This is a genomic window from Tamilnaduibacter salinus, from assembly GCF_003096655.1.
Classification (GTDB): Bacteria; Pseudomonadota; Gammaproteobacteria; order Pseudomonadales; family Oleiphilaceae; genus Tamilnaduibacter; species Tamilnaduibacter salinus.
On record NZ_QEKQ01000001.1, the window covers coordinates 170,287 to 196,494 of the forward strand.

Here is a 26,208-nt window from a genome sequence, read left to right on the forward strand (position 1 = left end):
CGTGTGGATCGGTGCGGTTTCCCTGTTTCCGGACATGTTCGAGGCCGTGACCGGGTACGGAGTCACTGGTCGGGCGATCCGAGAGGGCCTTGTCCGGTTCCAGTGCTGGAACCCCCGGGATTTCACTCACGACCGTCATCGGACGGTGGATGAGCGCCCATACGGTGGTGGCCCGGGCATGCTGATGAAAATCCAGCCGCTTCGAGACGCCATTCATGCGGCTCGCGAGGCGGCGGAAGGTCCGGCGAAAGTGGTGTATCTCTCGCCGCAGGGCCGTCCTCTGGATCAGTCTGCGGTTGACAGGCTGGTAACGTCCGAACGGTTGATTCTGGTGTCCGGGCGTTACGAAGGCGTGGATGAGCGGCTCATCCAGTCGGAGGTGGATGAAGAAATCTCGTTGGGTGATTTCGTTCTCTCCGGCGGTGAGCTGGCGGCGATGGCTGTCATGGATGCGGTAATTCGCCGTGTACCGGGGGCGTTGGGGCATTCGCAATCGGCTGAGGAAGACTCCTTTGCGGCCGGACTGCTCGACTGCCCTCACTACACGCGTCCGGAAGTCTACGAAGGGCAGTCGGTTCCGCCGGTGTTACTGGGCGGTAATCACGAGGAAATCCGGCGGTGGCGGCTGAAAGAGTCGCTTCGGCGAACGTTGGAACGTCGGTCAGACCTGCTTCAGAAGCGGTTCCTGACAGACGAAGAAAGCGTATTACTGGACCAGGTGACGGGCGAACGGGGCGGCGACACCGGGTCATCGAAGCATTGAACGATGGGTATCAGGAGTAAGTGAGATGAGCGGCAAGAACAGTATCATCAGTGAACTGGAAGCGGAGCAGATGGCCGGTGAGATTCCGGAGTTTGGTCCGGGCGACACCGTGACGGTCAACGTCCGTGTCACGGAAGGCAACCGTGAGCGCCTGCAGGCATTCGAAGGGGTTGTCATTGGCAAGCGGAACCGCGGGCTGAACTCCTCGTTCACCGTGCGCAAGGTGTCCTACGGCATTGGCGTGGAGCGGACCTTCCAGAGCTACAGTAAGCTGATCGACAGCATCAAGGTGAAGCGCCGGGGCGATGTTCGCCAGGCCAAGCTTTACTACCTGCGCGATCTGTCCGGCAAGGCAGCCCGCATCAAGGAAAAGCTCAATTAAGAGTGCCTTGGGGCCATGTGCCCGGCGCGATTGGAACCCGATGACTCAGGTGCCTCTCGCGCTGTCGATTGATCAGTTGGTAAGTTGATAGGGCAGCCCGAGTGGCTGCCCTTTCTGCGTCTGGTCGGCAGACGATGCAACAGGAGAGCCAGAATCGATGCCCAGGGCCCGGGAGCTGGACGAAGAGTTGATTCAGCGGTTTGTGGACGCACTCTGGCTTGAGGCTGGGCTGGGTGAGAAAACGCGCTCGGCCTACGCCAGTGATCTGCGGTCCCTGTCCGCGTGGTTGGCGGACCGTCCGGGGAGTCCGGCGCTTCGGGATGTCCGCCGGGCGGACCTGCTGGCATGGATTTCCGGCGGTATGGCCTCGGGTGTTCAGTCTTCAACGGCGGCGCGCCGTCTCTCGGGACTCCGGCGCTTTTACCGGTTTCTGCTCCGTGAACGCCTGATTGCCGAAGACCCCACCCTCCAGATCGACAGCCCCCGCCAGCCCCGCAGGTTGCCGGACACCCTGTCGGAATCGGATGTGGAAGACCTGATGGCCGAGCCGGACCCGGCGGAGCCGATCGAGCTGCGCGACCGGGCGATGCTGGAGGTGTTGTATGGCTGTGGCCTGCGCGTTTCGGAGCTCGTCGGCCTTGAGGTCAGTCAGCTCAATCTACGCCAGGGCGTTGTCCGCGTCCGGGGCAAGGGAGACCGCGAGCGGCTGATCCCGCTTGGCGAGGAGGCGGTTGACTGGCTTGCGCAGTATTTCCGGGAGGCGCGTCCGGCCCTCCTGAAAGGTTTGGCCTCAGACGCCGTGTTTCCCGGACGCCGGGGCCGGTCAATGACTCGCCAGACGTTCTGGCATCGCCTGCGCCACTACGCCACGCGCGCGGGCATTCGCAAGAAACTCTCGCCGCACACCCTGCGCCATGCGTTTGCGACGCACCTGTTGAACCACGGGGCGGACCTACGGGTGGTGCAGATGCTGCTGGGTCACGCCGATCTGTCCACGACCCAGATCTATACCCATGTCGCCCAACAGCGTTTACGGTCGCTGCACGAAACGCACCACCCGCGAGGGTAGGCGTGCGTTGCGGGCGGGCTGGCGCCGGGAACCATCAATGGGTAGGGTGGTCCCAGCACGACAATCCATCACGAAACCATCAGTGAGTCAGACCATCATGCACGCAAGACTGATCCCGACCCTCCTGCTGATCGCCACCCTGTTGATACCGGCGGTGTCGATGGCGGATGACGATCCCAAAAAGCAGGTTCGTGAGCGGCTGTCACAGGCCATTCCCGGCCTGACTATTCAGGGCGTTCGCGAATCGGACGTTCCCGGCCTTTATGAAGTGGTGACCCAGGGGCAGGAAACGCTGTACGCCACGCCGGATGGTCGTCACTTCGTGGTGGGAAAACTCTATCGGCTCGACGAAAACGGATTGACCAACCTGACCGAAAAGGGGTTGTCGAAGAAACGGGCGCGACTGCTGTCCCAGGTGGACGACGCGCGGATGATTTCGTTTGCCCCGGATGGGCCGGTCAAGGCAACCGTCAATGTTTTCACGGATATTGATTGTCCCTACTGCCGTAAGCTTCACCAGGAAGTGCCCAGGCTCAATGAACAGGGGGTGCGGGTGAACTATCTGGCGTATCCGCGTTCGGGGCCGGGAACGCCGTCCTTCCGTAAGTATGTTTCGGTCTGGTGCTCGGAGGACCGTCAGACCGCGATGGATCAGGCCAAGGCGGGTCAATCCGTGCCATCGGCCCAGTGTGATAACCCGGTTCAGGCGCAGTTCCGGCTCGGCGGCCAGGTTGGGGTGACAGGCACTCCCGCCATTATCCTGGAGGACGGTCGGATGATTCGCGGCTATGTGCCGGCTGAGCGCTTGTTGCAGGCGCTTGAGAGCAGTTGATGGCGGCCCGTGACGGCCGTCGATTTAATTTGGTGTTGAATCTGTATAATGGGGCGGCTCGGGCGAGAGCCGCCCGAGCCGAATTCATGGGAAAAACAGGGGTGACAGATTGAAAGAGGTCAACGTCGGAATCTGCGGACTGGGAACCGTTGGTGGAGGCACCTTCAACGTACTGACGCGCAATGCCGAACGCATTGCCGGTCGGGCGGGCTGCCGGATCCGGATTGGCCGGGTCGCAACCCGCACACCCCGGGACGACATTGATCTGGGTGACACCCCGTTTTCCACCGACATTGCCGACGTCGTGAACGACCCGTCCATCGACATCGTGGTGGAGCTGATCGGTGGCTACGACACCGCCTATGAGCTGGTGATGTCCGCGATCCGCAACGGCAAGCACGTTGTCACCGCCAACAAGGCGCTCATTGCGATGTATGGCAACGAGCTCTTCGAAGCGGCCGACCGCCATGGTGTCAATGTCGCCTATGAGGCCGGCGTTGCGGGTGGTATCCCCGTGATCAAGGCGATTCGCGAAGGACTGTCGGCCAACCGGATCGACTGGATGGCGGGCATCATCAATGGCACGGGCAACTACATCCTGACCGAAATGCGGGCCGGCCGGGCGTTTGACGAGGTGCTGAAAGAGGCGCAGGCACTGGGTTACGCCGAGGCGGATCCGACCTTCGATGTGGAAGGCACTGACGCCGCCCACAAGCTGACGATCATGGCGTCGGCCGGATTTGGTGTGCCGCTGCAGTTCGAGAAGGCGTACACCGAGGGCATTGCCGACGTGACGCCCTATGATATCGCTCACGCCGAGGCGCTGGGCTACCGCATCAAGCATCTGGGCATTGCCCGTCGCCGCGACAACGGCATCGAATTGCGCGTCCACCCGACGCTGGTTCCCAAGAGCCACCTGATCGCCCAGGTCGATGGTGTTCTCAATGCGGTGCTGGTGGATGGCGACGCGGTGGGTCAGACGATGTATTACGGCCCCGGTGCTGGCGACGAAGCAACAGCGTCTGCGGTCATCGCCGACATCGTTGATGTGGCCCGTTCCGTTGCCGCGCAGAGCCAGCAGCGTGTGCCGTATCTCGGGTTTGAGCCGGACGCGATGGAGTCGCTGGACGTACTGCCGATGGAAGACATCCAGTCCGCGTACTATCTGCGCATCCACGCGCTCGACCGGCCGGGGGTTCTGGCCAGTGTGGCGTCCATTCTCAGCGAGCATGGCATCAACATTGAGTCGATCATGCAGAAAGAGTCCGAGCTGGAGGATGGCCGCATCCCGGTGATCATTCTGACCCACACCGTTCAGGAGCGTCAGATCAACCGCGCCATCGAGGATCTGGAGTCCCTGGCCGACGTTCAGGGGCATGTCATCCGCATCCGGGCGGAAAACTTCAGTTAAGACCGGCCGCCAGCAACAGGAAACGATCGTGCGATACATCAGTACCCGTGGCGATGCGCCTGCGCTCGCCTTTGAAGACGTTCTGCTTACCGGTCTCGCCAGCGACGGTGGTCTCTATGTTCCGGAAACGTTGCCGCGTTTCACCCTGGAGGAGATGCGCAGCTGGCGTGGGCTGCCTTACCACGAGCTTGCTTATCGCGTGATGCTGCCGTTTGTTGAAGACAGCATTGCGGCCGATGACTTCCATGCCATGGTCCGGGAGACATACGAGGCCTTTGCCCATCAGGCGGTGGCACCACTGGTCCAACTGGACACCAACGAGTGGGTAATGGAACTCTTCCGGGGGCCGACGCTCGCGTTCAAGGACTTCGCACTGCAACTGTTGGGCCGATTGCTCGACCACGTGCTCGAGAAGCGGCAGCAGCACATGGTCATCATGGGAGCCACCTCCGGCGACACCGGGTCGGCGGCCATTGAGGGGTGCCGGCGCTGCGAGCATGTGGACATCTTCATCCTGCACCCCCATGAACGGGTCTCGGAAGTGCAGCGCCGCCAGATGACGACGGTCACTGGCGACAACATCCATAACCTGGCGGTTCGCGGGAACTTCGACGACTGCCAGAAGATGGTGAAGACCAGCTTTGCCGACCAGTCGTTCCTGGGCGACAAAACGCAGCTGGTGGCGGTGAACTCGATCAACTGGGCGCGGATCATGGCCCAGATTGTCTACTATTTCCATGCCTCACTGGCGCTGGGCGGTCCTGACCGCAGCCTGTCGTTCTCGGTGCCGACCGGCAATTTCGGTGACATTTTCGCCGGCTATCTGGCTCGCCAGATGGGATTGCCCATCAACCAGCTGGTGGTGGCCACGAACCGCAACGACATCCTGCACCGGTTCATCAGCCGGAATCGCTACGAGAAGCAGCCGTTGGAGCCGACGCTGTCCCCGAGTATGGACATCATGGTCTCGAGCAACTTCGAGCGGCTGCTGTTTGACCTGCATGGCCGGGACGGTCACGCGGTCCGCTCCCTGCTTGAGCGGGCGCAGTCTGAGGCGGTCGCGATTGAGGATTACCGCTGGCAGTCGGCCCGCGAGCTGTTTGACAGCGCGGCGCTGGACGACGAGGCAACCTGCCGGATCATCAGCGACGTCTATGGCGCGAACGAGTATCTGCTGGACCCGCACACGGCCATCGGTGTCGGCGCCGCCCGAGAATGCCGTCGTGATCCGTCCGTTCCCATGGTGACGCTGGGAACCGCGCATCCCGCCAAGTTCCCGGACGCGGTCGAGCAGGCCGGTGTGGGCGTCGAGCCGACACTGCCGAAGCACCTGGCGGACCTGTTCGAGCGGGAAGAGCGTTACACCGTTCTGGACAACGACCTGACGGATGTCCAGAACTTCATGGCCCGTCACTGGAAATACGCCTCCTGATCCACCGTCTGCGATCCGTATGACACCACGACGCATCGTCCGACGTCCCGTGCCGGCCTCGCCCCCGCAATGGGGCGAGTCGCTCCCGCCGCTGGTGCGCCGGCTGTATGCCGCCCGCGGTGTCGAATCCGAGCAGGAGCTGGAATACACCCTGCGCCGGCTGGCCTCGCCGTTTGACCTGCGTGGCATCGACTGGGCCGTTGCGGTCATTGATGAGGCCATCGAGAACCAGCAGCGCATCCTGGTCGTGGGTGATTTCGATGCGGATGGCGCCACCAGCACCGCCGTGGCCATGCTGGGACTTCAGGCGCTGGGCGCCAACGATCTCGACTTCCGCGTTCCAAGCCGTTTCTCCGACGGCTATGGGCTGACGCCGGGCATCCTCGATCGACTTGAGGCCGAGGGCGCGCTGCCGGATTTGATGATCACCGTCGATAACGGCATAGCCGCGGTCGATGGGGTTCAGGCGGCCCGGGACCGGGGCATCCGGGTGGTCGTGACCGATCATCACCTGCCCGGTGATCGCCTGCCGCCGGCCGATGCCATCGTGAACCCGAATCAGCCGGACTGCCCCTTCCTGAGCAAGCATGCGGCTGGTGTCGGGGTGATGTTCTACGTGCTGACCGCGCTGCGCCGCTATCGCCGGGATGAGGGGCGGCTGCGTAATGAGCCCAATCTGGGGCATCTGCTGGATCTGGTTGCTTTGGGGACGGTGGCGGACGTCGTGCCACTGGACCACAACAACCGGATCTTCGTCGAGCAGGGCCTGCGGCGGATTCGCCAGGGCCAGGCCCGGCCGGGCGTGATGGCATTACTGGAAGTGGCGGGTCGGGACCCGGCGCGCATTACGTCCTCGGACCTGGGATTTGCGGTAGGGCCCCGGCTGAATGCGGCCGGCCGCCTGGACGACATGAGCATTGGCATTGCCTGCCTGCTGGCGGACAGTCCTGACGAGGCCCGGCGGCTGGCGTCCGAGCTGGACACCATGAACCGGGAACGCCGGACCATTGAGACCGGTATGAAAGAGCAGGCCCAGGCGATTCTCTCGACGCTGTCACTGGACGAGGCCGGCCTGCCACATGGCCTCGCCCTGTATGATGCCGACTGGCATCAGGGTGTGATCGGCATCCTCGCCGCCCGCATCCGCGAACAGACCCATCGGCCCGTGGTGGCGTTTGCCCCGGGCGAGGAGGAGGGTCTGCTCAAGGGCTCGGCGCGGTCCATTCCCGGTCTGCACATTCGCGATGTGTTGGCGGGGGTGGATGCCCGGTCGCCGGGGCTGCTCCACAAGTTTGGCGGGCACGCGATGGCGGCCGGTATGTCGCTGGATGCCAATGCGTTTGAGGACTTCCAGCAGGTGTTCGATGCGGTGGTCCGCGAGACGGTCACCGATGACGCCCTGGAGCCGACCATTATCACCGATGGCCCGCTGGCGGGCAGCGATCTGACGCTGGACACGGCCCTGACGCTTCGGCAATCCGGACCCTGGGGGCAGCACTTCCCCGAGCCCTCGTTTGATGGCGAATTCGAGGTGCTGCATCAGCGCATCGTCGGTGAGCGGCACCTGAAACTGTTGCTGCGCCTGCCCGGCCATGAGGAGCCGGTGGACGGGATTGCGTTCAATACCGGTGCCGAGGTGCCCGACTACACCCGCAGCGGCGCGCGGGTGGTCTACAAGCCGGACGCCAATACGTTCCGGGGCCGGACCCGCCTGCAGTTGCTCGTTGATTACATTGAGCCCATCACCGGCGGCTGAATTCGGCGCCAATCTTCGCTAAAATGCGCGCTTTTCCGGTGTGACAGCACCGCACTCATTTTATTCCGGGCCTGGCCCGGTCATTTCGCAATCTGGGAATGGATCAATCATGGAAATCAATCCGGTTCTGAGCACGATCAGCGACCTCAGGGAGCGCACGGACGCGCTCAGGGGGTATCTTTGACTACGATCAGCGCAGTGAGCGACTGGTCGAAGTCGAACGTGAACTGGAACAGCCCAGCGTCTGGGACAACCCGGAGCGGGCGCAGAACCTGAACAAGGAGCGCGCCAGCCTGCAGTTCGTGGTCAGCACGCTGGATCGGCTGAGCCAGGGGCTTTCGGACTCGGAAGACCTGATCACTATGGCCGCCGAGGAAGAAGACGAGCAGACGGCTGACGACATCCAGGCCGAACTGGCCGAGCTGGAAGGCGAGCTGCAGAAGCTGGAGTTCCGGCGCATGTTCTCCGGTGAGATGGACGAGAACAACGCCTACATGGACATCCAGGCCGGCTCCGGCGGCACCGAGGCCCAGGACTGGGCCAACATGCTGCTGAGGATGTACCTGCGATGGGCCGAAAAGCGGGGCTTCAAGGCCGAGATCGTCGAGCTTCAGGAAGGCGATGTGGCCGGCATCAAGAGCGCCACGGTCCATGTTCAGGGCGAGTACGCCTATGGCTGGCTGCGGACCGAGAGCGGCGTCCACCGGCTGGTGCGCAAGTCGCCGTTTGATTCCGGCAATCGGCGCCACACATCATTCGCCTCGGTGTTTCTGTCGCCGGAGGTGGACGACAGTTTCGAGATCGAAATCGATCCCTCGGATCTGCGTGTGGACGTCTATCGCGCCTCTGGCGCCGGTGGTCAGCACGTCAACCGGACTGAGTCGGCCGTGCGGCTGACGCACCATCCCACGGGTGTCGTGGTGGCCTGTCAGGCTGGTCGCAGTCAGCACCAGAACAAGGACCAGGCAATGCGCCAGCTCAAGGCGAAGCTGTTTGAGCTTGAGATGCAGAAGCGTAATGCCGAGAAACAGCGCCAGGAAGAGGCCAAGTCCGACATCGGCTGGGGCAGCCAGATCCGGTCCTACGTGCTGGACGATGGCCGCATCAAGGACCTGCGCACCAAGATCGAGAACAACAGCCCCGACAAGGTGCTGGATGGTGATCTGGATGCCTTCATCGAAGCCAGCCTGAAAATGGCGCTCTAAACCGAACCGACACAGACAGTGAGTGAGACACCCATGACCGATCAGCCATCGGACCACGCCCAACAGGACGACAACCGCCTGATCGCCGAGCGCCGGGCCAAGCTGGCGGAGATGCGGGAGCAGGGCAATGCCTTTCCCAACGACTTCCGTCCGGATCGTACGGCGGCTTCGCTGCAGGCGGAGTTTGGCGATCACGACAAGGAAACCCTGGAGAGCATGGGGCTGGAAGTGGCCGTTGCCGGCCGCATGATGCTGGACCGAAAGGCCTTCAAGGTCATCCAGGATCAGACCGGCCGTATTCAGGTCTACGCGCCCAAGGCGGTCCAGAAAGACACCAAGGACTGGGATCTGGGCGATGTCATCGGCGTGCGTGGCACCCTGTCAAAGTCCGGCAAGGGCGACCTGTATGTGGTCATGGACGAGTACGTCATGCTCACCAAGTCGCTACGGCCGCTGCCCGAGAAGCACAAGGGCCTGACCGATACCGAGCAGCGCTACCGGCAGCGGTACGTCGACCTGATGGTTAACCGCGAGTCCCGGGAGGTGTTCAAGGCCCGCTCGCGGATTATCACGGGTATCCGCCGTTTCTTCACCGACCGGGACTTCATGGAGGTGGAAACCCCCATGCTCCAGACCATTCCCGGTGGTGCGACGGCCCGGCCGTTCGTGACCCATCACAATGCGCTCGATATCGACATGTACCTGCGCATCGCCCCGGAACTGTACCTCAAGCGTCTGGTGGTCGGCGGCTTTGAGCGGGTCTTCGAGATCAACCGCAATTTCCGGAACGAAGGGCTGTCCACGCGCCATAATCCGGAATTCACGATGCTGGAGTTCTATCAGGCCTACGCGGATTACAACGACCTGATGGACCACACCGAGGCCATGCTGCGCCAGCTCACCCAGGAGGTGCTGGGGACCACCACGGTGACCAATACCGTGACGGCCGAGGACGGCACGGAGGAGACCATTGAGTACGACTTCGGCAAACCGTTTGAACGCCTGACGGTGGTGGAAGCGATTCTCCGCCACAACCCGGACGTCACCGAGGCACAGATCCAGGACGAGGCCCAGGCGCGGGCGCTGGCCGAAAAGCTCGGCGTATCGGTCAAGGATGGTTGGGGGCTGGGCAAGATACAGATCGAAATCTTCGAGGAAACGGCCGAGCATCAACTGACGCAGCCGACCTTCATCACCGATTACCCGACCGAGGTCTCGCCACTGGCCCGTCGCCGGGACAGCAATCCGTTCGTCACCGAGCGGTTCGAGTTCTTTGTGGGTGGTCGTGAAATTGCCAATGGCTTCTCGGAGCTGAACGACGCCGAGGACCAGGCCGAACGCTTCCGCGAGCAGGTGGCCGAGAAGGACGCCGGCGACGACGAGGCCATGTTCTACGACGAGGACTACATCACCGCTCTGGAATACGGCCTGCCGCCAACGGCGGGTGAAGGCATTGGCATCGACCGGCTTGCCATGCTGCTGACCGATTCTCCGTCCATCCGCGATGTCATCCTGTTTCCGGCGATGCGACCCGAGAAAGGATAACGTCATGACGGCACCAGTGGACGGGCTGTTCGAGCAGCTGAAACCGGACACCGGCTGGCGTGACCGGCTGGCGGAGGCATTCCGTCAGCCGTACATGGCCGATCTGGCAGCCTTCCTGGCGCAGGAGGAGCAGGCCGGCAAAGTACTGTTCCCGCCCAGCCACCTCTGCTTCAACGCCCTCAATTCGGTGCCGTTCGACGATGTGTCAGTCGTGATTCTGGGGCAGGATCCGTATCACGGTCCGGGCCAGGCCCATGGGCTGTGTTTCAGCGTCCGGCCCAACGTCAAGGTGCCGCCGTCGCTGGTGAACATCTTCAAGGAAATCCAGTCCGAGCTGGGGATCGCACCACCGGACCACGGCTGCCTGCAACCCTGGGCGGAGCAGGGCGTGTTGCTGCTCAACAGCGTGCTGACGGTGGTTCAGGGGCAGGCCGGCGCCCACCAGGGCCGGGGTTGGGAAACGCTGACCGATCGCGTTGTGAGCTGCCTCAGCGAACAGCGTGAGAATATTGTCTTCCTGCTCTGGGGCAGCTACGCGCAGAAGAAAGGCCGGATCATCAACCGGGACCGGCATCTGGTTCTGGAAGCACCACACCCCTCGCCGCTGAGCGCCCACCGGGGATTCTTCGGGTGCAATCATTTTCGGCAGGCCAACGAGTGGCTGGCCTCACGCGGCCGCCCGACGGTGGACTGGTCACTGCCGGATCAGCAGGCGCTGATCGAGCGATACCGCGCCAGTAGGACCCAGTGAGCGCCATAGGCGCAGCGCCGCCGGCCCGACGGCACTGCAAAGGGCCTACTGAAGCAGCGCCATCGCCGCTTCCATCTCGGCGTTGAGGTCCTCTTCGTCGCTCGTATCCCGGTCCGGATCCAGGCCCAGACGCTCGAATGCCTTCACCGTGTGCCAGTCCACCTCGGCATGGGCGTGCTCCGAGTCCACCACATGCTGCAGGTGAGCGACGGTGACCACGTCCGCCAGATCCGCCTTCGGCACCTCCCGGGTGAAGTTCGTGTAGTCGAGCGGCACACGCTGGATGTCTTCCGGGAAGTCCCAGCTTTCGAGAATCTTGGCACCAATCCTCGGGTGTAGGTCATCGATCACCTTGTCCAGCATGATGTTGCTGATTTGCACCTCCTTGTCCTCCACGTAACGGAGAACCGGAAGGACGCCGATCAGGTGCACCAGTCCGGCAAGCGTCGCCTGATCCGGCTGGAGGTTGGTGTAGTGATGGGCCAGCACGTACGCAATGCCGGCAATTTCGGTGCTGGACTGCCAAGTCTCGCGCAGGCGCTTGTCCACCATGTCCGACGTGGCCTGAAACATCTGTTCCATGGCCAGTCCCATGGCCAGGTTGCTGGTGTAGTCCATGCCCAGACGGCTGACCGCCATATTGATGTTCTCGATCTGGCGAGAACCGCGGAAAAGCGGACTGTTGCAGACACGAATGATTCGCGCTGACAGCGCGGTATCCCGTGAGACCACCTCTACCAGATCCGGAATGGCGGCGTCTTCGGACTCCGCAATTTCCCGCACCTGCAGTGCGGCCTCGGGCAGCGTGGGCAGCACGAGTTTGTCTTTCTCAATGGCCTCCGTCAGATCCTGACGGATGGTATCGGCGATGTTTGTCATGGGTTGAGGAATCCGTGTCGTCGATTGATGTCAGTCAGCGAATTAACCAGACGAGACACTAGTTATAGCAGATGGTGGAGCGAATGCGTGTGACAGTCCGTATCCAGTGCTCGTCACGCCGCCTTGGGGTCGTGCTCCGGTACCGTGTAGGCCATGGGTCGGCGGGCAAGCACGGTGTCCGTGTCCCCCAGAGTCCAGTTATCCGGTTGCTGGAGAGCGCTGTGTTTGATGACGGCGAGTACCTCGATCGTGTCGTCATCGAACCCGACGCTGTTGACCACCTCGCCGACCGGCTTATTCCCAGCCTTGATGGCGGTGCCCGTCGCGGGCGGTTGTGCGGCCGTACTTGAGGCGAGCCGGAACACGCTCTTCTTCTGCTGGCCAAGATAGTGCATCCGGGCGATGACTTCCTGGCCGGTATAGCAGCCCTTTCGGAAGTGAATGCCTTCAAGGTGCTGCCAGTTAAGGACCTGGGGTACGTACTGGCTGACCGAGCCCGGTGTGAGGTGCGCGACGCCAGCGGCAATCTCGGCGGCGGCCCAGTCCGCGGGCGTGGCCGTGGCGGCGCCCTCGAATGGCGCATGGCCTTCGGGCGACCAGAACTCGTAGCGGGGTGTCCCGTCGGCATCCTCCACACGCAGGAGCTTGCCACCGGGCAGAGTGACGGCATCCCCGGCTGAGGTCAGGGTCCTGGCCTGATCCGAGACGGCCAGGGCGGTTTCCTCGCCCCAGAGCCCGAAGACGCGCGCCTCGTCAGGCGCCGCCATGTCCGTCCCACGGAAGAGCATCAGGAACTTGCTGAGCTGAGTGGTGGCTTCCTCAGCCACGGCCGCTGGCATGGTGAGCAGGTAGTCGCCCTCATATTCTGAAAGCATCATCAGACCATACGCCCGCCCCTTGGGCGTGCAGACGGCGCCCCGGCGGGATTGCCCGGGGGTAATCTCGTCCATGCTCTGGGTTAACTGCCCATGCAGGAATCGGTAAGGGTCCTTGCCGGAGACGCGATACAACCGCTGATCGGGCAATTCGGCCCAGGCCTGTCGGGGGCGTTCAGTGCGGGCGCGGGAGTCGCTCATATCGGTCGGCCCTCCTTTTGGTCGGGTAGATTGTCGTCGGGTGGTGAAAGATGGAGTACCACGCGCAACCGGCGGAATGCAGTACCGTCAACATTTCGGATGCAGCCGGCATGCACCAGCACAACGGTGCGGTACTGAAGACGGTCATTGAGAGATATGGTGTCGACAGGTCGGAGTTTCAACAGGGCCCAGCGCGAAAACAGACGGCTGCTGTCGTCCACGCGGGCATTCCAGGATCGGCCGTCGCTCTGTTCCACCGTCAGAGCACCGGATTGCCAGATCAGCCTTCGAACGGAGCGTCCGGTGCTTAACAGCGCCTGGTCCCGGTGGCGGAGCCACAGCAGCCCGGTGGCGAGGCCCAGGGCCGGCCAGAAAGCCGGCGTCACAAGCAGTGCGGCGGCCACGAGACCGGTCAGCAGTGGCAGCCATCCGAGCAACAGGAACGGGCCCAGCGTGGCGCAGGGAAACCGGGTCAGCTCAATCCGGCTGAACACGGTTGAGAATCAGGCTCACGATGCGATGAAGGTCCGGGTCTTCAGGCGTTTCGCGCTGCATGAACCACTGGTACATCTGGTTGTCTTCGCAGTTGATCAGCTTGTGGTATCGGGCCTGATCGTCGGCCGGAAGGTCCCGGTAGACCTCCTCAAGGAACGGAATCAGCAACAGGTCCAGTTCCAGCATGCCGCGGCGGCTGTGCCAGTAGAGTCGCTTGTACTCGACGTCATTTTCCATGGAAGGCCTCGTCGTGGAGTCCCGGCCTCAGGGGGCCTTGGGACGGAATGTCGTGGGCGTCAGGATGGTGTCCCTGCTTTCGTTCTGCAGCCCCGGGTGATCCAGGGTGTAGTGCAGTCCGCGGCTTTCCCGGCGCTGCATCGCCGAGCAGATGATCAGGTCTGCCACCGTGACCAGATTCCGCAGCTCGAGCAGGTCGTTTGACACACGATAGTTGCTGTAGAACTCGCCGATTTCACCTGCCAGCAGATCGACCCGGTGCTTGGCCCGCTGCAGCCGTTTGGTGGTGCGGACAATGCCGACATAGTCCCACATGAAGTGACGCAGCTCGTCCCAGTTGTGGGCGATCACCACGTCCTCGTCCGAGTCACGCACCTGGGATTCGTCCCAGGCCGGAGCCTCTGGCGGCGCCGGGATGTCGGCGGCGGAATTGGCGATGTCTTCGGCGGCAGCCCGGCCATACACCAGGCACTCCAGCAGTGAGTTGCTGGCCATTCGGTTGGCGCCGTGCAGGCCCGTGAACGCCGCTTCGCCCACCACGTAGAGCTGGTTGACGTCGCTGCGGGCATGCAGATCAGTCATCACGCCACCGCAGGTGTAGTGTGCGGCCGGCACTACGGGAATCGGCTCCCGGGTCATGTCGATACCGAAATGCAGGCATCGCTCGTAAATGGTCGGGAAGTGGTCCCGGATGAAGTCGGCATCCCGGTGGCTGATGTCGAGATACAGATGGTCCGCACCCAGACGCTTCATTTCATGGTCGATGGCGCGTGCCACGATGTCCCGCGGCGCCAGCTCGGCCCGGGAATCGAACCGGTCCATGAACCGGGACCCGTCCGGTAGCTTGAGCTGCCCGCCCTCGCCCCGTAACGCCTCGGTGATCAGGAACGACTTGGCGTGGGGGTGATAAAGGCACGTGGGGTGGAACTGGTTGAACTCCAGATTCGCGGTCCGGCAGCCCGCTCGCCAAGCCATCGCGATGCCGTCCCCGGAGGCGCCGTCCGGGTTGCTGGTGTAACGATAGGCCTTGCTGGCGCCGCCGGTGGCAATGACCACGAAACGGGCCCGGAACAGTTCGACGTGGTTGTCCTCCAGGTTGAGGACGTACGCGCCCACGCAACGGTTGCCGGGCAGCGACAGCTTGCGGTTGGTGATCAGGTCCACCGCCACCCGTTGTTCCAGGATGTCGATGTTGGGGCGCCGCCGGGCCTGGTCACTCAGGGAGTAGGAAACGGCCTGCCCGGTGGCATCCGCCGAATGCAGGATGCGCCGGTGGCTGTGGCCTCCTTCCCGCGTCAGGTGGTAGTTGTCCCCGGGCGCGTCACGGGTGAAGTCAACACCATTGTCGATCAGCCACTCAATGCTTTCCCGGCCATGCTCCACCGTGAACCGCACGGCGTCCTCGTGGCACAGGCCACCTCCGGCGGCCAGGGTGTCGCGGATGTGGTTTTCCACCGAGTCGCTGTCGTCCATCACCGCCGCAATCCCGCCCTGGGCCCACAGGGTGGCGCCGCTGGAAAGACGGTCCTTGCTGATGACCGCGACCGACAGGTGGGCGGGCAGGTTCAGGGCCACTGTCAGGCCGGCGGCGCCGCTGCCAATGATCAGGACATCGTGCTCATGGTTCTGTGGCATCAGAGATGGTTACCGGGCCATAATGTGGCCGCTATTGAACTAAACTTTGCCGGGACTGTCTATTGGCCCAACGCCCCTCAAGGCGCTCATCCGGTTCTTTGACCGGGCGATGGCTCTGGGGGATTCCGAACCGCTTTTCCGGACCGGGACAGTCTCTATGCCGATCATGCCAAATGCCGCGCCGTCTGCCGAAACGGTGCACCGTGAGTCAGGAACGCCCATGGCACCGGAACAGACCGAGACGCCGACCACCGGGACCGATCCCGGCACCGACCAGCAACTGGTCCGGCGTGCCCGTCGGGGTGACCGGCAGGCGTTTGACTGGCTGGTGCTGCGGTACCAGTCCCGGGTGGCGGCCATCATCAGCCGCTACACGGCCGATTCCCAGGACATTCTGGATCTTACCCAGGAGGCGTTTGTCAAAGCGTACCGGGCGATTGAGCGTTTCCGTGGGGACAGCGCGTTCTACACCTGGCTCTACCGGATCGCCGTCAACACCGCCAAGAACCATCTTGAGGCCCGCGGGCGTCGACCGCGGGGCAGCCTCGATGTGGACGACGCCGAGCGGGTGGACGGCGGCGACTGGGTGCGTGATCTGGAGACGCCGGACCGTCTGCTGCAGCGTGAACAGGTGTATGAGGCCATGCAGCGCGTGATCAGCGGGTTGCCGGAAGAGCTCCGGTCGGCCCTGTTGCTGCGTGAGCATGACGGACTGAGTTATGAAGACATTGCCGGTATCCTCGACTGCCCGATCGGGACCGTCCGGTCCCGGATATTCCGGGCACGCGATGCGATTGACCGGGAAATTGCCCCATTGATGCGGGGGGACTGAGAGATGAGAGACACGATGGATGATCGACTCAGAGAAACCCTGTCGGCCATGATGGATGATGAGGCGGATGAGCTGGCCGTCCATCGATTGCTGTCATCCGCACAGTCGGAAGAGGCTCAGGAGCGCTGGCGTCGATGGCACCAGCAGCGTGAAATCCTGCGTCACGGTCGGTCTGACTTCTCATCGGTCGACGTCCGTGCGGGCGTGAACGCCGCCCTCGATGGTCAGGCAGCGCCTGATGACGCCGGCGGTGACCGGAATGTAGTCGGCGCGGGAGAATCGACACGACCGACCGGCGTCTGGCCCTGGGTCGCCTCCCTGGCGGTTGCCGTTGTCATTGGTTTCGGTGCCGGCTTTACCTGGACGTCCCCATCGGCGCTTGGCGGCGCCACGACCGCCACGGCTGCTTCGACCGTTGAGAACACGGTACCTTCCGTCACTCTGGAGGATCTGGAGGACGAGCAGCGGGCCCAGCTCAACCGCTACCTGCTGGAGCATGCACGCAACGGGGATGCGCTGGGTCAGGGCGCTTTCGGGTATGCCCGTGTCGCCAGCGTGTCAGCGGGTCGGTAAATGACAGCCGGAGCCGGGCGCATGAGTGACTGGTGGCGAGTCGGCATTGGGTCTCGATGGGTGCTGGCGCTGGGCATAACGCTCATGGCCGGCTCGGCTGGTGCCCGAGAAGCCGGTGACTGGCTGCGCCAGATGGGGCAGGCCCTGCGTGAGACGAACTATCAGGGCGTGCTGGTATACAGCCGGGGTGACGACGTCAGCTCGCTGCGTATCGCGCACCGGTATCGACATGGTGAAATCCGCGAGCGCCTCGTTCTGCAGGACGGTCAGAAAGCGGAGATTCGACGCCGCAATGGTCGGGTCGTCTGCGATTTTCCGGTGGATGGGCGCATTCACCTGGATGCCCTGCTGCCTTCCGTGCCGTTCCGTTCGGTGGATGACGATCATGTGTCCCGGATTCAGCGTTGGTACCAAACCAGTCTCGACGGCCAGGCGCGGATTGCCGGCCATGAATCGGTCGTGCTGGGCCTGACCCCAAAGGACCAGCACCGGCTGGGCTACCGGCTCTGGCTGGAGAAGCAGTCCGGGCTGCTGGTCAAAAGCCAGGTTCTGTCCACCAGCGGCGAGGCCCTGGAACGGTTCCAGTTCACCATGCTGGAACTGACGGACGACTTGCCGGATGCGTTGTTTGAGTCGGACCGACGGGATGACGTTCGCCGTGGGCCGCCCCCGCGCAACGACCGGCTCCCTGAGCCGGGGTTGAAGGGCGCCTGGCGACTGGGCTGGCATCCGGACGGGTTCCGGCCGGCCCGGGTGCCACACGGGGCGCCCGGGGAGGTAGCGGCGTTTACCGACGGACTGGCCTCGTTTTCCGTGTTCATTCGACAGAAACCCGCGGTGGAAATGCCGCTGGGGGCATCCCGGGTTGGCGCCACAACCATCTTCATGCGTCGCCTCGAGCATGATGGGGAGCGCCACCTGATCACGGTCGTCGGGGAGATTCCACCGGAAACGGCCATGAAAGTCGCCCGGTCGGTCACCTTTGGTGAGGCTCCGGACATCGCAGGCCGGCCATGATCGAAGAGAGCGGCACCGTCATAGCCCGAGTGGGCGATCAGGTCTGGGTCCGCACCATCCGCCGCAGCACCTGTGGCCAGTGTCAGGCCCGCCACGGTTGTGGTCAGGGCGCTCTGGCGTCTCTCTCGGACGGTCGCGCGAACCAGCTTCAGATGGTGAATGCCATCGATGCGAATGTGGGTGATACGGTGGTGGTGGGGATTGGCGAGCGCCAGTTATTGATGGCATCCGCACTGGTGTACGGCGTACCCATGCTGGGGTTGCTGCTGGGCGCGTTGGTGGGTGGCTGGCTTGGGCCGGGGCAGGACCTGTCGACCCTGCTTGGTGGCGGTCTGGGCGCGGGTGTCTCGTTTGCGGGGGTGCGCTGGCTGAGCGCACGCCGCTTGGCGCCGGCTCTGTCGCCGGTATTGCTGCGCGCCGGCGACGGTACGCAACGGATACCGCTTAATAATCATTAACTTGAAAAAACGTCATCCGTACACAAAATGGATAGAGCGCCCCGGCGCGGTCCGGTGATTGCGCCGACGGGGCCGGTGCTATTTTCTCAGTTGATTGGAGAGGGGCATGTACGAACGTTTACTGCGGTCCGGGCCAGTACTGCTGGTCCTGATGTTGCTGGCATCCCTGTCGGTTCAGGCAGCGGAGCTCCCGGATTTCACCAAGCTGGTGGACGAGAACTCGTCGGCCGTGGTCAACATCAGTACCACCCAGAAACAGGGTGGTGCGCGCCAGAGTCCGTTCACTGACCGGCAGCTGGAACAACTCCCCGATTTCTTCCGGCGGTTTTTTGAAGGGCCCAACGGTCCGCCTGGCGGGGGCAATGGCCACGGTGGGCAGACGCCTCTCAGCTCAATGGGGTCAGGATTCATCGTCTCCCATGACGGCTATGTCCTGACCAACAACCACGTCGTCGAGAATGCGGACGAAATCATTGTCCGCCTCAGTGACCGTCGTGAAATGAAGGCGAAGGTGGTGGGCACCGACCCGCGTTCCGATCTGGCCGTTCTCAAGGTGGATGGCGAAGATCTCCCGGTGGTCGAGCTGGGTGATTCCGGCCAGCTCCAGCAGGGGCAGTGGGTCTTTGCAATCGGTTCGCCCTTCGGATTTGATTACACGGTTACTGCGGGCATTGTCAGCGCCATTGGTCGCTCACTGCCGTCCGAAAACTATGTCCCCTACATCCAGAGCGACGTGGCCATTAATCCGGGCAATTCCGGTGGGCCGCTGTTCAACATGGATGGCGAGGTCATCGGCATCAACTCCCAGATCTACACCCGCTCCGGCGGTTTCATGGGGGTGTCGTTCGCGATTCCGATCAATGTCGCCATGAACGTTTTCGAACAGATCCGGGACCAGGGCTATGTCTCGCGCGGCTGGCTCGGTGTCCTGATCCAGGAAGTGAACCGCGATCTGGCCGAGTCCTTCGGGCTCAAGCGGCCCCGGGGTGCCCTGGTGGCCGAAGTGGTGCCGGATTCGCCGGCTGAAGCCGCCGGCCTGCAACCCGGAGACATCATCCTGTCCTACAACGGCGAGTCCATCAGCCTCTCTTCCGACCTGCCGCCGATGGTGGGGCGGACGCCGGTGGATGAGGATGCTGAGTTGACGGTCCTGCGCAATGGCCGCAAGAAAACGCTGGACGTCACGATCGGCGAACTGCCGGACGAAACCCAGCAGGCTCAGCGCCAGAATGGCGGCGGCGAGCCGGGGCAGGGCGCCGGTCCGCTCGGGCTGACCGTGGAACCGCTCACCGAGCAGCAGCGGCGCAAGCTGAACGTTGAGGGCGGCGTGCTGGTGCGGGATGTCGGCGCCGGCCCGGCCCGAAATGCCGGTATCCGCCGGGGGGATGTCATCCGCAAGCTCAACAACGAGACCGTGGCGTCGGTTGACGACTTCCGCCGTATTGCCGCGGATCTGCCCGAAGGGCGCGCCGTGCCCGTGCTGGTGGTCCGCCAGGGACAGCCGACCTTCCTGGTGATTCGTACCGGCGGTTAGGGAACCCCTGAAAAACCAAAGGCCAATCAAACCCGCGGCGGTCACGTCGCGGGTTTTCGCGTTCCGGACGGTCCATCATGGCAATGGGATCGGTTAACCGGTAAAATCCAGTGCCCGCCGTTGTGTTCGGTCCCGGAGCCCGTGAGGAACCGGCCCGGGAGCCTGGAGCGGCGCCATCCATCTTTTCCTGAGCAGGTAACCGAATTACGTGACTGAGCTGAGCCACATTCGTAACTTCTCGATCATCGCCCACATTGACCATGGGAAATCCACGCTGGCCGACCGGTTTATCCAGCTCTGCGGCGGGCTGACCGACCGCGAGATGGCCGAGCAGGTTCTGGATTCCATGGATCTGGAGCGTGAGCGGGGCATCACGATCAAGGCGCAGAGTGTGACCCTGCGGTACAAGGCCCGTGATGGCGAAGAGTACAAGCTGAACCTGATCGACACGCCGGGCCACGTGGACTTCTCCTACGAGGTCTCCCGCTCGCTGTTTGCCTGTGAGGGGGCGCTGCTGGTCGTGGATGCGGGGCAGGGCGTGGAAGCCCAGTCCGTGGCGAACTGCTACACGGCCATTGATCAGGGTCTGGAAGTGGTGCCGGTTCTCAACAAGATGGACCTGCCGCAGGCCGAACCGGACCGGGTGTCCCAGGAGATTGAGGACGTCATCGGCATCGAGGCGACCGAAGCGGTCCGTTGCAGTGCCAAGAACGGGGAAGGCGTCGAGGACGTGCTGGAGGAACTGATCCGGCTCGTGCCACCGCCCCAGGGCGACACGGAGGGGCCGCTGCAGGCGCTGATCATCGACTCCTGGTTTGATAACTACCTGGGTGTGGTCTCGCTGGTGCGCATCCGCCAGGGCACGCTCAAGCAGGGCGACAAGATCCTGATCAAATCCACCGGCCGCCCCTGGACGGCGGAGAAGGTGGGGATCTTCACGCCCAAGCCGACCGAGACCGGCGAGCTGGGCACCGGCGAGGTGGGTTTCATCATCGCCGGGATCAAGGACATCCACGGGGCGCCGGTGGGCGATACCATCACCTATCAGAAGACGCCGGACACGGAAATGGTGCCGGGCTTCAAGAACGTCCAGCCGCAGGTCTATGCCGGTCTGTTCCCGGTGTCGTCGGAGGATTACGAGGCGTTCCGGGACGCACTCGACAAGCTCACATTGAACGACGCCTCGCTGTTCTTCGAGCCGGAGAACTCAGACGCACTGGGCTTTGGCTTCCGTTGCGGTTTCCTGGGCATGCTGCACATGGAGATCGTCCAGGAGCGTCTCGAGCGCGAATACGGCATCGACCTCATCACGACCGCGCCCACGGTGATCTATGAAGTGGTGACCACCGACGGCGAGCTTCAGGAAGTGTCCAATCCCTCCTATCTGCCGGAGACGGCCAGCGTTGAGGAAATGCGCGAGCCGATTGTGGAGGCCAGCATCCTCGTGCCGCAGGAATACATTGGCAACGTCATCGCGCTGTGTGAGGAGCGCCGGGGCGTTCAGACCAACATGACGTTCCTGTCCACTCAGGTGCAGCTGACCTACGAACTGCCGATGGCCGAAGTGGTGCTCGATTTCTTCGACCGGGTCAAGTCAGCCAGCCGGGGCTTTGCGTCGCTGGATTACCACTTCAAACGCTTCCAGGCGTCGAACCTGGTCAAGCTGGATGTGCTGATCAATGGCGAGCGGGTTGATGCGCTGGCCCTGATTGTTCACCGGGACCAGGCGGAGTATCGCGGTCGGGCCGTCATCGAAAAGATGAAGGAACTGATCCCCCGGCAGATGTTCGACATCGCCATCCAGGCGGCCATTGGCAATCATGTGATTGCCCGCTCCACGGTCAAGGCCCTGCGCAAGAACGTGACGGCCAAGTGCTACGGCGGTGACGTCAGCCGGAAGAAGAAGCTGCTCCAGAAGCAGAAGGAAGGCAAGAAACGCATGAAGTCTCTGGGCAAGGTGGATGTGCCTCAGGAAGCCTTCCTTGCCGTACTCAGAGTGGACGATAAATAAGGCCCCGTCGGATGGATATCAATTTCCCCCTGATCCTGGTCACGCTGACCTTTGCCACCGGTTTTATCTGGCTGGGGGATCGGCTGTTTTTCAAGGCGCGGCGTGAGGCGGCGCTCGGTACGGGCGAAACGGCAGCCACAGGCGTGTCGGAGACCGGCAAAGAGGAAGGCGACGAGCGCCGGGAGCCTTATCTGGTGGACCTGAGCCGGTCGTTCTTTCCGGTGTTGGCCATTGTGCTGGTGCTGCGTTCGTTCCTGGTGGAGCCATTCCAGATTCCCTCGGGCTCCATGCGACCGACGCTGGAAGTCGGGGACTTCATCCTGGTGAACAAGTTCGCCTACGGCCTCCGGTTGCCGGTCCTTCGCAACGAGGTTGTGGATCTGGGCGACCCGGAGCGCGGGGACATCATGGTCTTCCGCTACCCGAAGGATGGCGAAACCAACTATATTAAGCGTGTCATCGGACTGCCGGGTGATCGCATCCGCTACCGGAATCACGACCTGTTCATCAACGGCGAGAAGGTGGCGACCGATTTCGTGGCGACGCTGCCGCCGTTTGAGCTGAAGCACGAAATGCTGGGGAATGTCCGGCACGACATAATGGTCTCAATCCGGGAGACCGGCCGGCAGGGGAATGGGGCCTGGACGATCCCCGAAGGCGAGTATTTCGTCATGGGCGACAACCGCGACAACAGTAATGACAGCCGATTCTGGGGAACCGTTCCGGACCGGCTTGTAGTGGGCAAGGCGTTTGCCATCTGGATGCACTGGGAGTCGCTGTTCAGCCTGCCGGAATTCAATCGGGTTGGACTGATTGAGTGAACAACGGTCTGTTTGAATCGATGATATCCGTTCGAAACCACTAAATGAGAGTGCCAATGCAGAAGACACCACACACACAACGCGGAGCCTCGGTTTTTGGAATGCTGGTCGGGTTGCTCCTGCTGGGCATCCTGGTCACGTTTGCCGTGAAGCTGGGGCCCATCTATCTCGATGACATCACCATTCAGGAAGCCATCGAGAGCCTTGAGAAAGCGGACGACCTGGAGAATCTGCCGCCGTCGGAAATCCGCCGTATGCTCCAGAAGCGCATGAGCGTGAACAACATCGAGAACATCAAGGCGGACGATGTGGATATCGAACGTGACAATGGTGTTCTGGTCGTGTCGGTGGACTATGAGGAGCGTGCCGGCCTGTTCCGTAATGTGGATGTGGTGGCAACGTTCAGTCACCGCTACGAACTGACGGGGCGTTGATGGTGAAGGACGACGACCTGGACCGGTTGGCGACGCGCCTCGGCTATCGCTTCGGGGACCGGGAGCTGCTGCGTCTGGCGCTCACTCATCGCAGTCACGGCAATGACAACAACGAGCGACTGGAATTCCTGGGGGACTCCATCGTGAACATGGTGATTGCCGAGCATCTCTACCACCAGTTCCCCCGCGCCCGGGAAGGGCAGCTCAGCCGCCTGCGCGCCCGGATGGTCAAGGGTGTGACGCTGGCCGAAATCGGTCGCGAATTCCGGCTCGGGGATACCCTGCGCATGGGGTCCGGCGAGCTCAAGAGTGGCGGCTTCCGGCGTGACTCGATTCTCGCCGATGCGGTGGAATCGGTGATTGGTGCCATTTATCTGGACAGCGATTTCCACACCTGCCGCGAGCGGGTGTTGGACTGGTTCAGCGATCGTCTGGAAGACCTGGACATCCAGGACACCCAGAAGGACCCCAAAACCCGGTTGCAGGAATACCTGCAATCCCGACAGTTCCCGTTGCCGCGCTATGAGGTGATCTCCGTCGAGGGCGAAGCCCACGATCAGACCTTTTATGTCGAATGTGCGCTGCCGTCGCTGGACCGGACGACCACCGGTGCGGGTGGCAGCCGTCGCATGGCCGAGCAGAAAGCCGCCCGTAACGCCCTGCGCTCGCTGGGCGTGGAGACCCCGTAATGATGGACCCCACACAGCCGGACAACCCGGACAGCCGCTGCGGTTTCGTTGCCATCGTCGGGCGTCCGAACGTTGGCAAGTCGACGCTGCTGAACCACTTGCTGGGCCAGAAGCTCAGCATTACCTCGCGCAAACCGCAGACCACTCGCCATCAGGTGCTGGGCATCCAGACCCGTGGTGACACCCAGACCGTGTATGTCGACACGCCGGGCATGCATGAGGACGAGCCCAGGGCCCTGAACCGGTACATGAACCGGGCCGCCTCCTCCGCGCTCAAGGACGTGGACGTGGTCGTGTTCGTTGTGGATCAGACGCACTGGAACACCGCCGATGAGCAGGTTCTCGAGAAGCTCACACATGTGAAGGCACCGGTGCTGCTGGTGATCAACAAGGTCGACCGGATGGACAATCCGGATCAGTTGCTGCCACACATCGAGATGCTGTCGAAGAAACGGGACTTCGACGAGGTGATTCCGCTGTCCGCACTCCGGGAGAAAAATATGGAACCGCTTGAGACGGCGGTCGAGAAGCGTCTGCCTCAAAGCGTTCACCTGTTTCCGGACGACCAGCTCACCGACCGGCCCATGCGTTTTCTGGCGGCGGAAATCGTCCGCGAGAAGATCACCCGGCAACTGGGCGCGGAGCTGCCATACTCGGTGGCGGTCGAGATTGAGGAGTTCCGCGAGGAGAAGCGCACGGTGCATATTTCCGCGCTGATCATCGTGGAACGGCCGGGTCAGAAGAAGATCATCATTGGTGATGGCGGTGACCGTATCCGCCGTATCGGAGAGGAAGCCCGCCACGACCTGGAACGGCTGCTGGAGCAGAAGGTGATGCTGCGGCTCTGGGTGAAGGTGAAGCGGGGCTGGTCCGACAGCGATCGCGCACTCAAAAGTCTCGGAATGCATGACCGGCAAGGTTGAACAGGAACCCGGTTACGTCCTGCATCGACGGGCCTGGCGTGAAACCAGCCTGATTGTCGACCTCTTTACCCTCAATCACGGCCGCATGAGCGTCGTGGCGCGGGGCGCCAACCGCCCGAAAAGCTCGTGGAAAGCGCAGCTTCAGCCTTTCCAGCCCCTGCTGCTGGATTGGCAGGGTCGGTCCGAGATGAAGACGCTCACCGCGGTGGAAGGGCGGCCGGGCCCGGTGTTTGAGCGCACCGAACGGCTTTACTGTGGTTTTTACCTGAATGAGCTGATCCAGCGTTTGCTGCCGCCGCACGACCCTGCCGAGACGCTGTTCGCCCAGTACATCGAGTCCCTGGATGCGCTGGCGCGGGCGTCCGACGACGAACCCGTGCTGCGCCGGTTCGAGCAGGCGCTGGTGGCGGCGCTGGGATGGGGGTTCGAGTGGGATCGTGTGACCGATACCGATTCGGTCGTCGACCCTGATGGGAACTACTATTATGACCCGGAGCAGGGCATTCTGGCGCAACCGGGCGAGGGCAGTCTGTTGCAGGGGCTGCGTGGCGATGTGCTGAAACAACTGGCTGACGGGCAGTTTGAGACGCCCGAAGCCCGCCGTCTGGCCAAGCGGGTCATGCGGGTTCTGATCGATCACCTGCTGCAGGGGCGGCCCCTGCACAGTCGCAATCTGTTCACGAGTTGGCGAGGAGGCGCGAATGACGCGCAGGGTACGACTGGGGATTAACGTGGACCATGTCGCCACATTGCGGCAGTCCCGTGGAACCCGCTATCCCGATCCGGTGCAGGCGGCGATGCTTGCCGAGGAAGCCGGTGCGGATGGGATCACGGTGCACCCCCGTGAGGATCGACGCCACATTCAGGATCGGGATGTCCTGTTGCTCAAGGACATGCTGACCGTTCCGCTGAACCTGGAAATGGCGGTGACTGAGGACATGGTGACGTTTGCCGAGCGTGTCCGGCCAAGTTGGGCGTGTTTCGTGCCGGAGAAGCGTGAGGAACTGACGACCGAAGGCGGGCTGGACGTGCTGGGGGCCGAGTTGTCGATCGCTCAGGCCTGCCAGCGGCTGGCGAATGTCGGTACCCGCGTGTCGCTGTTTATCGATCCGGTAGGGGAGCAGATCAGTGCAGCACTGCGCTGCCGGGCTGCCGCTGTCGAGCTTCACACCGGCCATTATGCAGAGGCCGCATCGCACGAAGACGAAGAGTCGGCTTACGAACGGATTGCCAATGCCGCCGCCTTCGCGCACTCCCAGGGGCTGATCGTCAACGCCGGCCATGGTCTGCACTACCACAACACCGAACGTATTGCGGCGTTGCCGGCCATGAACGAGCTCAACATCGGCCACGCGATCATCGCCCGGGCCGTTTTCACCGGCCTGCGTGATGCGGTGATCGACATGCGCCGGGTGTTGGATGACGCCGTGTTGTACGGTCGTCGCTGA

General features: G+C 62.8%; 27 protein-coding genes. 22 read left to right on the forward strand and 5 right to left on the reverse strand.

Annotation, left to right across the window (positions count from 1 at the left end; all coding sequences use genetic code 11):
- Position 1 precedes the first annotated feature (1 nt).
- The 10 genes from trmD (at position 2) to ung (ending at position 11,146) form a co-directional block, all read left to right on the forward strand.
- Entirely contained in the window at positions 2-763 is a 762-nt protein-coding gene (gene trmD, locus C8D92_RS00820; RefSeq protein ID WP_095609747.1) for a tRNA (guanosine(37)-N1)-methyltransferase TrmD, read from the forward strand.
- 25 nt (positions 764-788) lie between these two features.
- Positions 789-1,145 carry a 50S ribosomal protein L19 gene (gene rplS, locus C8D92_RS00825; protein ID WP_095609746.1) on the forward strand — a complete coding sequence of 119 codons (357 nt, stop codon included), beginning with the start codon at positions 789-791 and terminating at the stop codon, positions 1,143-1,145.
- Positions 1,146-1,302: 157 nt separating this feature from the next.
- Positions 1,303-2,214 carry a site-specific tyrosine recombinase XerD gene (gene xerD / locus C8D92_RS00830; protein WP_095609745.1) on the forward strand — a complete coding sequence of 304 codons (912 nt, stop codon included), beginning with the start codon at positions 1,303-1,305 and terminating at the stop codon, positions 2,212-2,214.
- Positions 2,215-2,311: 97 nt separating this feature from the next.
- Positions 2,312-3,046 (forward strand): DsbC family protein, encoded by a 735-nt coding sequence (locus C8D92_RS00835; protein WP_095609839.1) that lies wholly within the window; start codon positions 2,312-2,314, stop codon positions 3,044-3,046.
- Between the two features lie 109 nt (positions 3,047-3,155).
- Positions 3,156-4,457: a homoserine dehydrogenase gene (locus tag C8D92_RS00840; RefSeq protein WP_095609744.1), complete on the forward strand. Its 1,302-nt coding sequence runs from the start codon at positions 3,156-3,158 to the stop codon at positions 4,455-4,457.
- A gap of 28 nt (positions 4,458-4,485) precedes the next feature.
- Positions 4,486-5,889, forward strand: coding sequence for a threonine synthase (thrC, locus tag C8D92_RS00845; RefSeq protein WP_095609743.1), 1,404 nt, complete (start codon positions 4,486-4,488; stop codon positions 5,887-5,889).
- Positions 5,890-5,908: 19 nt separating this feature from the next.
- Positions 5,909-7,645, forward strand: a complete 1,737-nt coding sequence (gene recJ / locus C8D92_RS00850; RefSeq protein WP_095609742.1) for a single-stranded-DNA-specific exonuclease RecJ — start codon at positions 5,909-5,911, stop codon at positions 7,643-7,645.
- A gap of 109 nt (positions 7,646-7,754) precedes the next feature.
- Positions 7,755-8,850 (forward strand): peptide chain release factor 2 gene (gene prfB / locus C8D92_RS00855; RefSeq protein ID WP_116918182.1). Its coding sequence is split into 2 segments (ribosomal slippage): positions 7,755-7,826 and positions 7,828-8,850, totalling 1,095 coding nucleotides; the frame shifts between segments, so codons are not numbered across the junction.
- Positions 8,851-8,883: 33 nt separating this feature from the next.
- A complete protein-coding gene (gene lysS / locus C8D92_RS00860) occupies positions 8,884-10,395 on the forward strand; it encodes a lysine--tRNA ligase (protein WP_095609740.1) in 1,512 nt (503 codons plus the stop codon).
- Between the two features lie 4 nt (positions 10,396-10,399).
- On the forward strand, positions 10,400-11,146 hold the full coding sequence (gene ung / locus C8D92_RS00865; RefSeq protein WP_116918183.1) for a uracil-DNA glycosylase: 747 nt from the start codon (positions 10,400-10,402) through the stop codon (positions 11,144-11,146).
- A 45-nt stretch (positions 11,147-11,191) separates the two neighbouring features.
- Here ung and C8D92_RS00870 read toward each other — a convergent pair whose 3' ends face one another.
- The 5 genes from C8D92_RS00870 to nadB form a co-directional block, all read right to left on the reverse strand.
- The gene (locus C8D92_RS00870; RefSeq protein WP_116918184.1) at positions 11,192-12,025 is read right to left on the reverse strand and encodes an HDOD domain-containing protein; all 834 of its coding nucleotides are present in this window, start codon (positions 12,023-12,025) and stop codon (positions 11,192-11,194) included.
- Positions 12,026-12,138: 113 nt separating this feature from the next.
- Positions 12,139-13,101 carry a CAF17-like 4Fe-4S cluster assembly/insertion protein YgfZ gene (gene ygfZ / locus C8D92_RS00875; protein WP_095609738.1) on the reverse strand — a complete coding sequence of 321 codons (963 nt, stop codon included), beginning with the start codon at positions 13,099-13,101 and terminating at the stop codon, positions 12,139-12,141.
- Positions 13,098-13,595, reverse strand: a complete 498-nt coding sequence (locus tag C8D92_RS00880) for a hypothetical protein (RefSeq protein WP_095609737.1) — start codon at positions 13,593-13,595, stop codon at positions 13,098-13,100. The genes ygfZ and C8D92_RS00880 overlap by 4 nt, the downstream gene beginning before the upstream one ends.
- Complete coding sequence (locus tag C8D92_RS00885) at positions 13,579-13,833, reverse strand: FAD assembly factor SdhE (protein ID WP_095609736.1); 255 nt, start codon at positions 13,831-13,833, stop codon at positions 13,579-13,581. The genes C8D92_RS00880 and C8D92_RS00885 overlap by 17 nt, the downstream gene beginning before the upstream one ends.
- 27 nt (positions 13,834-13,860) lie before the next feature.
- The gene (nadB, locus tag C8D92_RS00890; RefSeq protein WP_095609735.1) at positions 13,861-15,468 is read right to left on the reverse strand and encodes an L-aspartate oxidase; all 1,608 of its coding nucleotides are present in this window, start codon (positions 15,466-15,468) and stop codon (positions 13,861-13,863) included.
- Positions 15,469-15,634: 166 nt separating this feature from the next.
- Between nadB and rpoE the strand changes: the two genes are divergently transcribed.
- The 12 genes from rpoE (at position 15,635) to pdxJ (ending at position 26,208) form a co-directional block, all read left to right on the forward strand.
- Positions 15,635-16,300 carry an RNA polymerase sigma factor RpoE gene (gene rpoE, locus C8D92_RS00895; RefSeq protein ID WP_409456157.1) on the forward strand — a complete coding sequence of 222 codons (666 nt, stop codon included), beginning with the start codon at positions 15,635-15,637 and terminating at the stop codon, positions 16,298-16,300.
- A 15-nt stretch (positions 16,301-16,315) separates the two neighbouring features.
- Positions 16,316-16,873: a sigma-E factor negative regulatory protein gene (locus C8D92_RS00900; RefSeq protein ID WP_095609733.1), complete on the forward strand. Its 558-nt coding sequence runs from the start codon at positions 16,316-16,318 to the stop codon at positions 16,871-16,873.
- Between the two features lie 21 nt (positions 16,874-16,894).
- The gene (locus tag C8D92_RS00905) at positions 16,895-17,890 is read left to right on the forward strand and encodes a MucB/RseB C-terminal domain-containing protein (protein WP_158222323.1); all 996 of its coding nucleotides are present in this window, start codon (positions 16,895-16,897) and stop codon (positions 17,888-17,890) included.
- Positions 17,887-18,348, forward strand: a complete 462-nt coding sequence (locus C8D92_RS00910; RefSeq protein WP_095609731.1) for a SoxR reducing system RseC family protein — start codon at positions 17,887-17,889, stop codon at positions 18,346-18,348. Before C8D92_RS00905 ends, C8D92_RS00910 begins: the two co-directional genes overlap by 4 nt.
- Positions 18,349-18,454: 106 nt before the next feature.
- Positions 18,455-19,882, forward strand: coding sequence for a DegQ family serine endoprotease (locus C8D92_RS00915; protein WP_095609730.1), 1,428 nt, complete (start codon positions 18,455-18,457; stop codon positions 19,880-19,882).
- A 208-nt stretch (positions 19,883-20,090) separates the two neighbouring features.
- Entirely contained in the window at positions 20,091-21,893 is a 1,803-nt protein-coding gene (lepA, locus tag C8D92_RS00920) for a translation elongation factor 4 (RefSeq protein WP_095609729.1), read from the forward strand.
- A gap of 11 nt (positions 21,894-21,904) precedes the next feature.
- Positions 21,905-22,714 (forward strand): signal peptidase I, encoded by an 810-nt coding sequence (gene lepB / locus C8D92_RS00925; protein ID WP_095609728.1) that lies wholly within the window; start codon positions 21,905-21,907, stop codon positions 22,712-22,714.
- A gap of 56 nt (positions 22,715-22,770) precedes the next feature.
- Positions 22,771-23,148, forward strand: coding sequence for a DUF4845 domain-containing protein (locus C8D92_RS00930; RefSeq protein ID WP_095609727.1), 378 nt, complete (start codon positions 22,771-22,773; stop codon positions 23,146-23,148).
- Entirely contained in the window at positions 23,148-23,837 is a 690-nt protein-coding gene (gene rnc, locus C8D92_RS00935) for a ribonuclease III (RefSeq protein WP_095609726.1), read from the forward strand. Before C8D92_RS00930 ends, rnc begins: the two co-directional genes overlap by 1 nt.
- Positions 23,837-24,760 (forward strand): GTPase Era, encoded by a 924-nt coding sequence (gene era, locus C8D92_RS00940; protein WP_095609725.1) that lies wholly within the window; start codon positions 23,837-23,839, stop codon positions 24,758-24,760. The genes rnc and era overlap by 1 nt, the downstream gene beginning before the upstream one ends.
- Positions 24,744-25,490, forward strand: a complete 747-nt coding sequence (recO, locus tag C8D92_RS00945) for a DNA repair protein RecO (protein WP_095609724.1) — start codon at positions 24,744-24,746, stop codon at positions 25,488-25,490. Before era ends, recO begins: the two co-directional genes overlap by 17 nt.
- Positions 25,462-26,208, forward strand: a complete 747-nt coding sequence (gene pdxJ / locus C8D92_RS00950; RefSeq protein WP_095609723.1) for a pyridoxine 5'-phosphate synthase — start codon at positions 25,462-25,464, stop codon at positions 26,206-26,208. The genes recO and pdxJ overlap by 29 nt, the downstream gene beginning before the upstream one ends.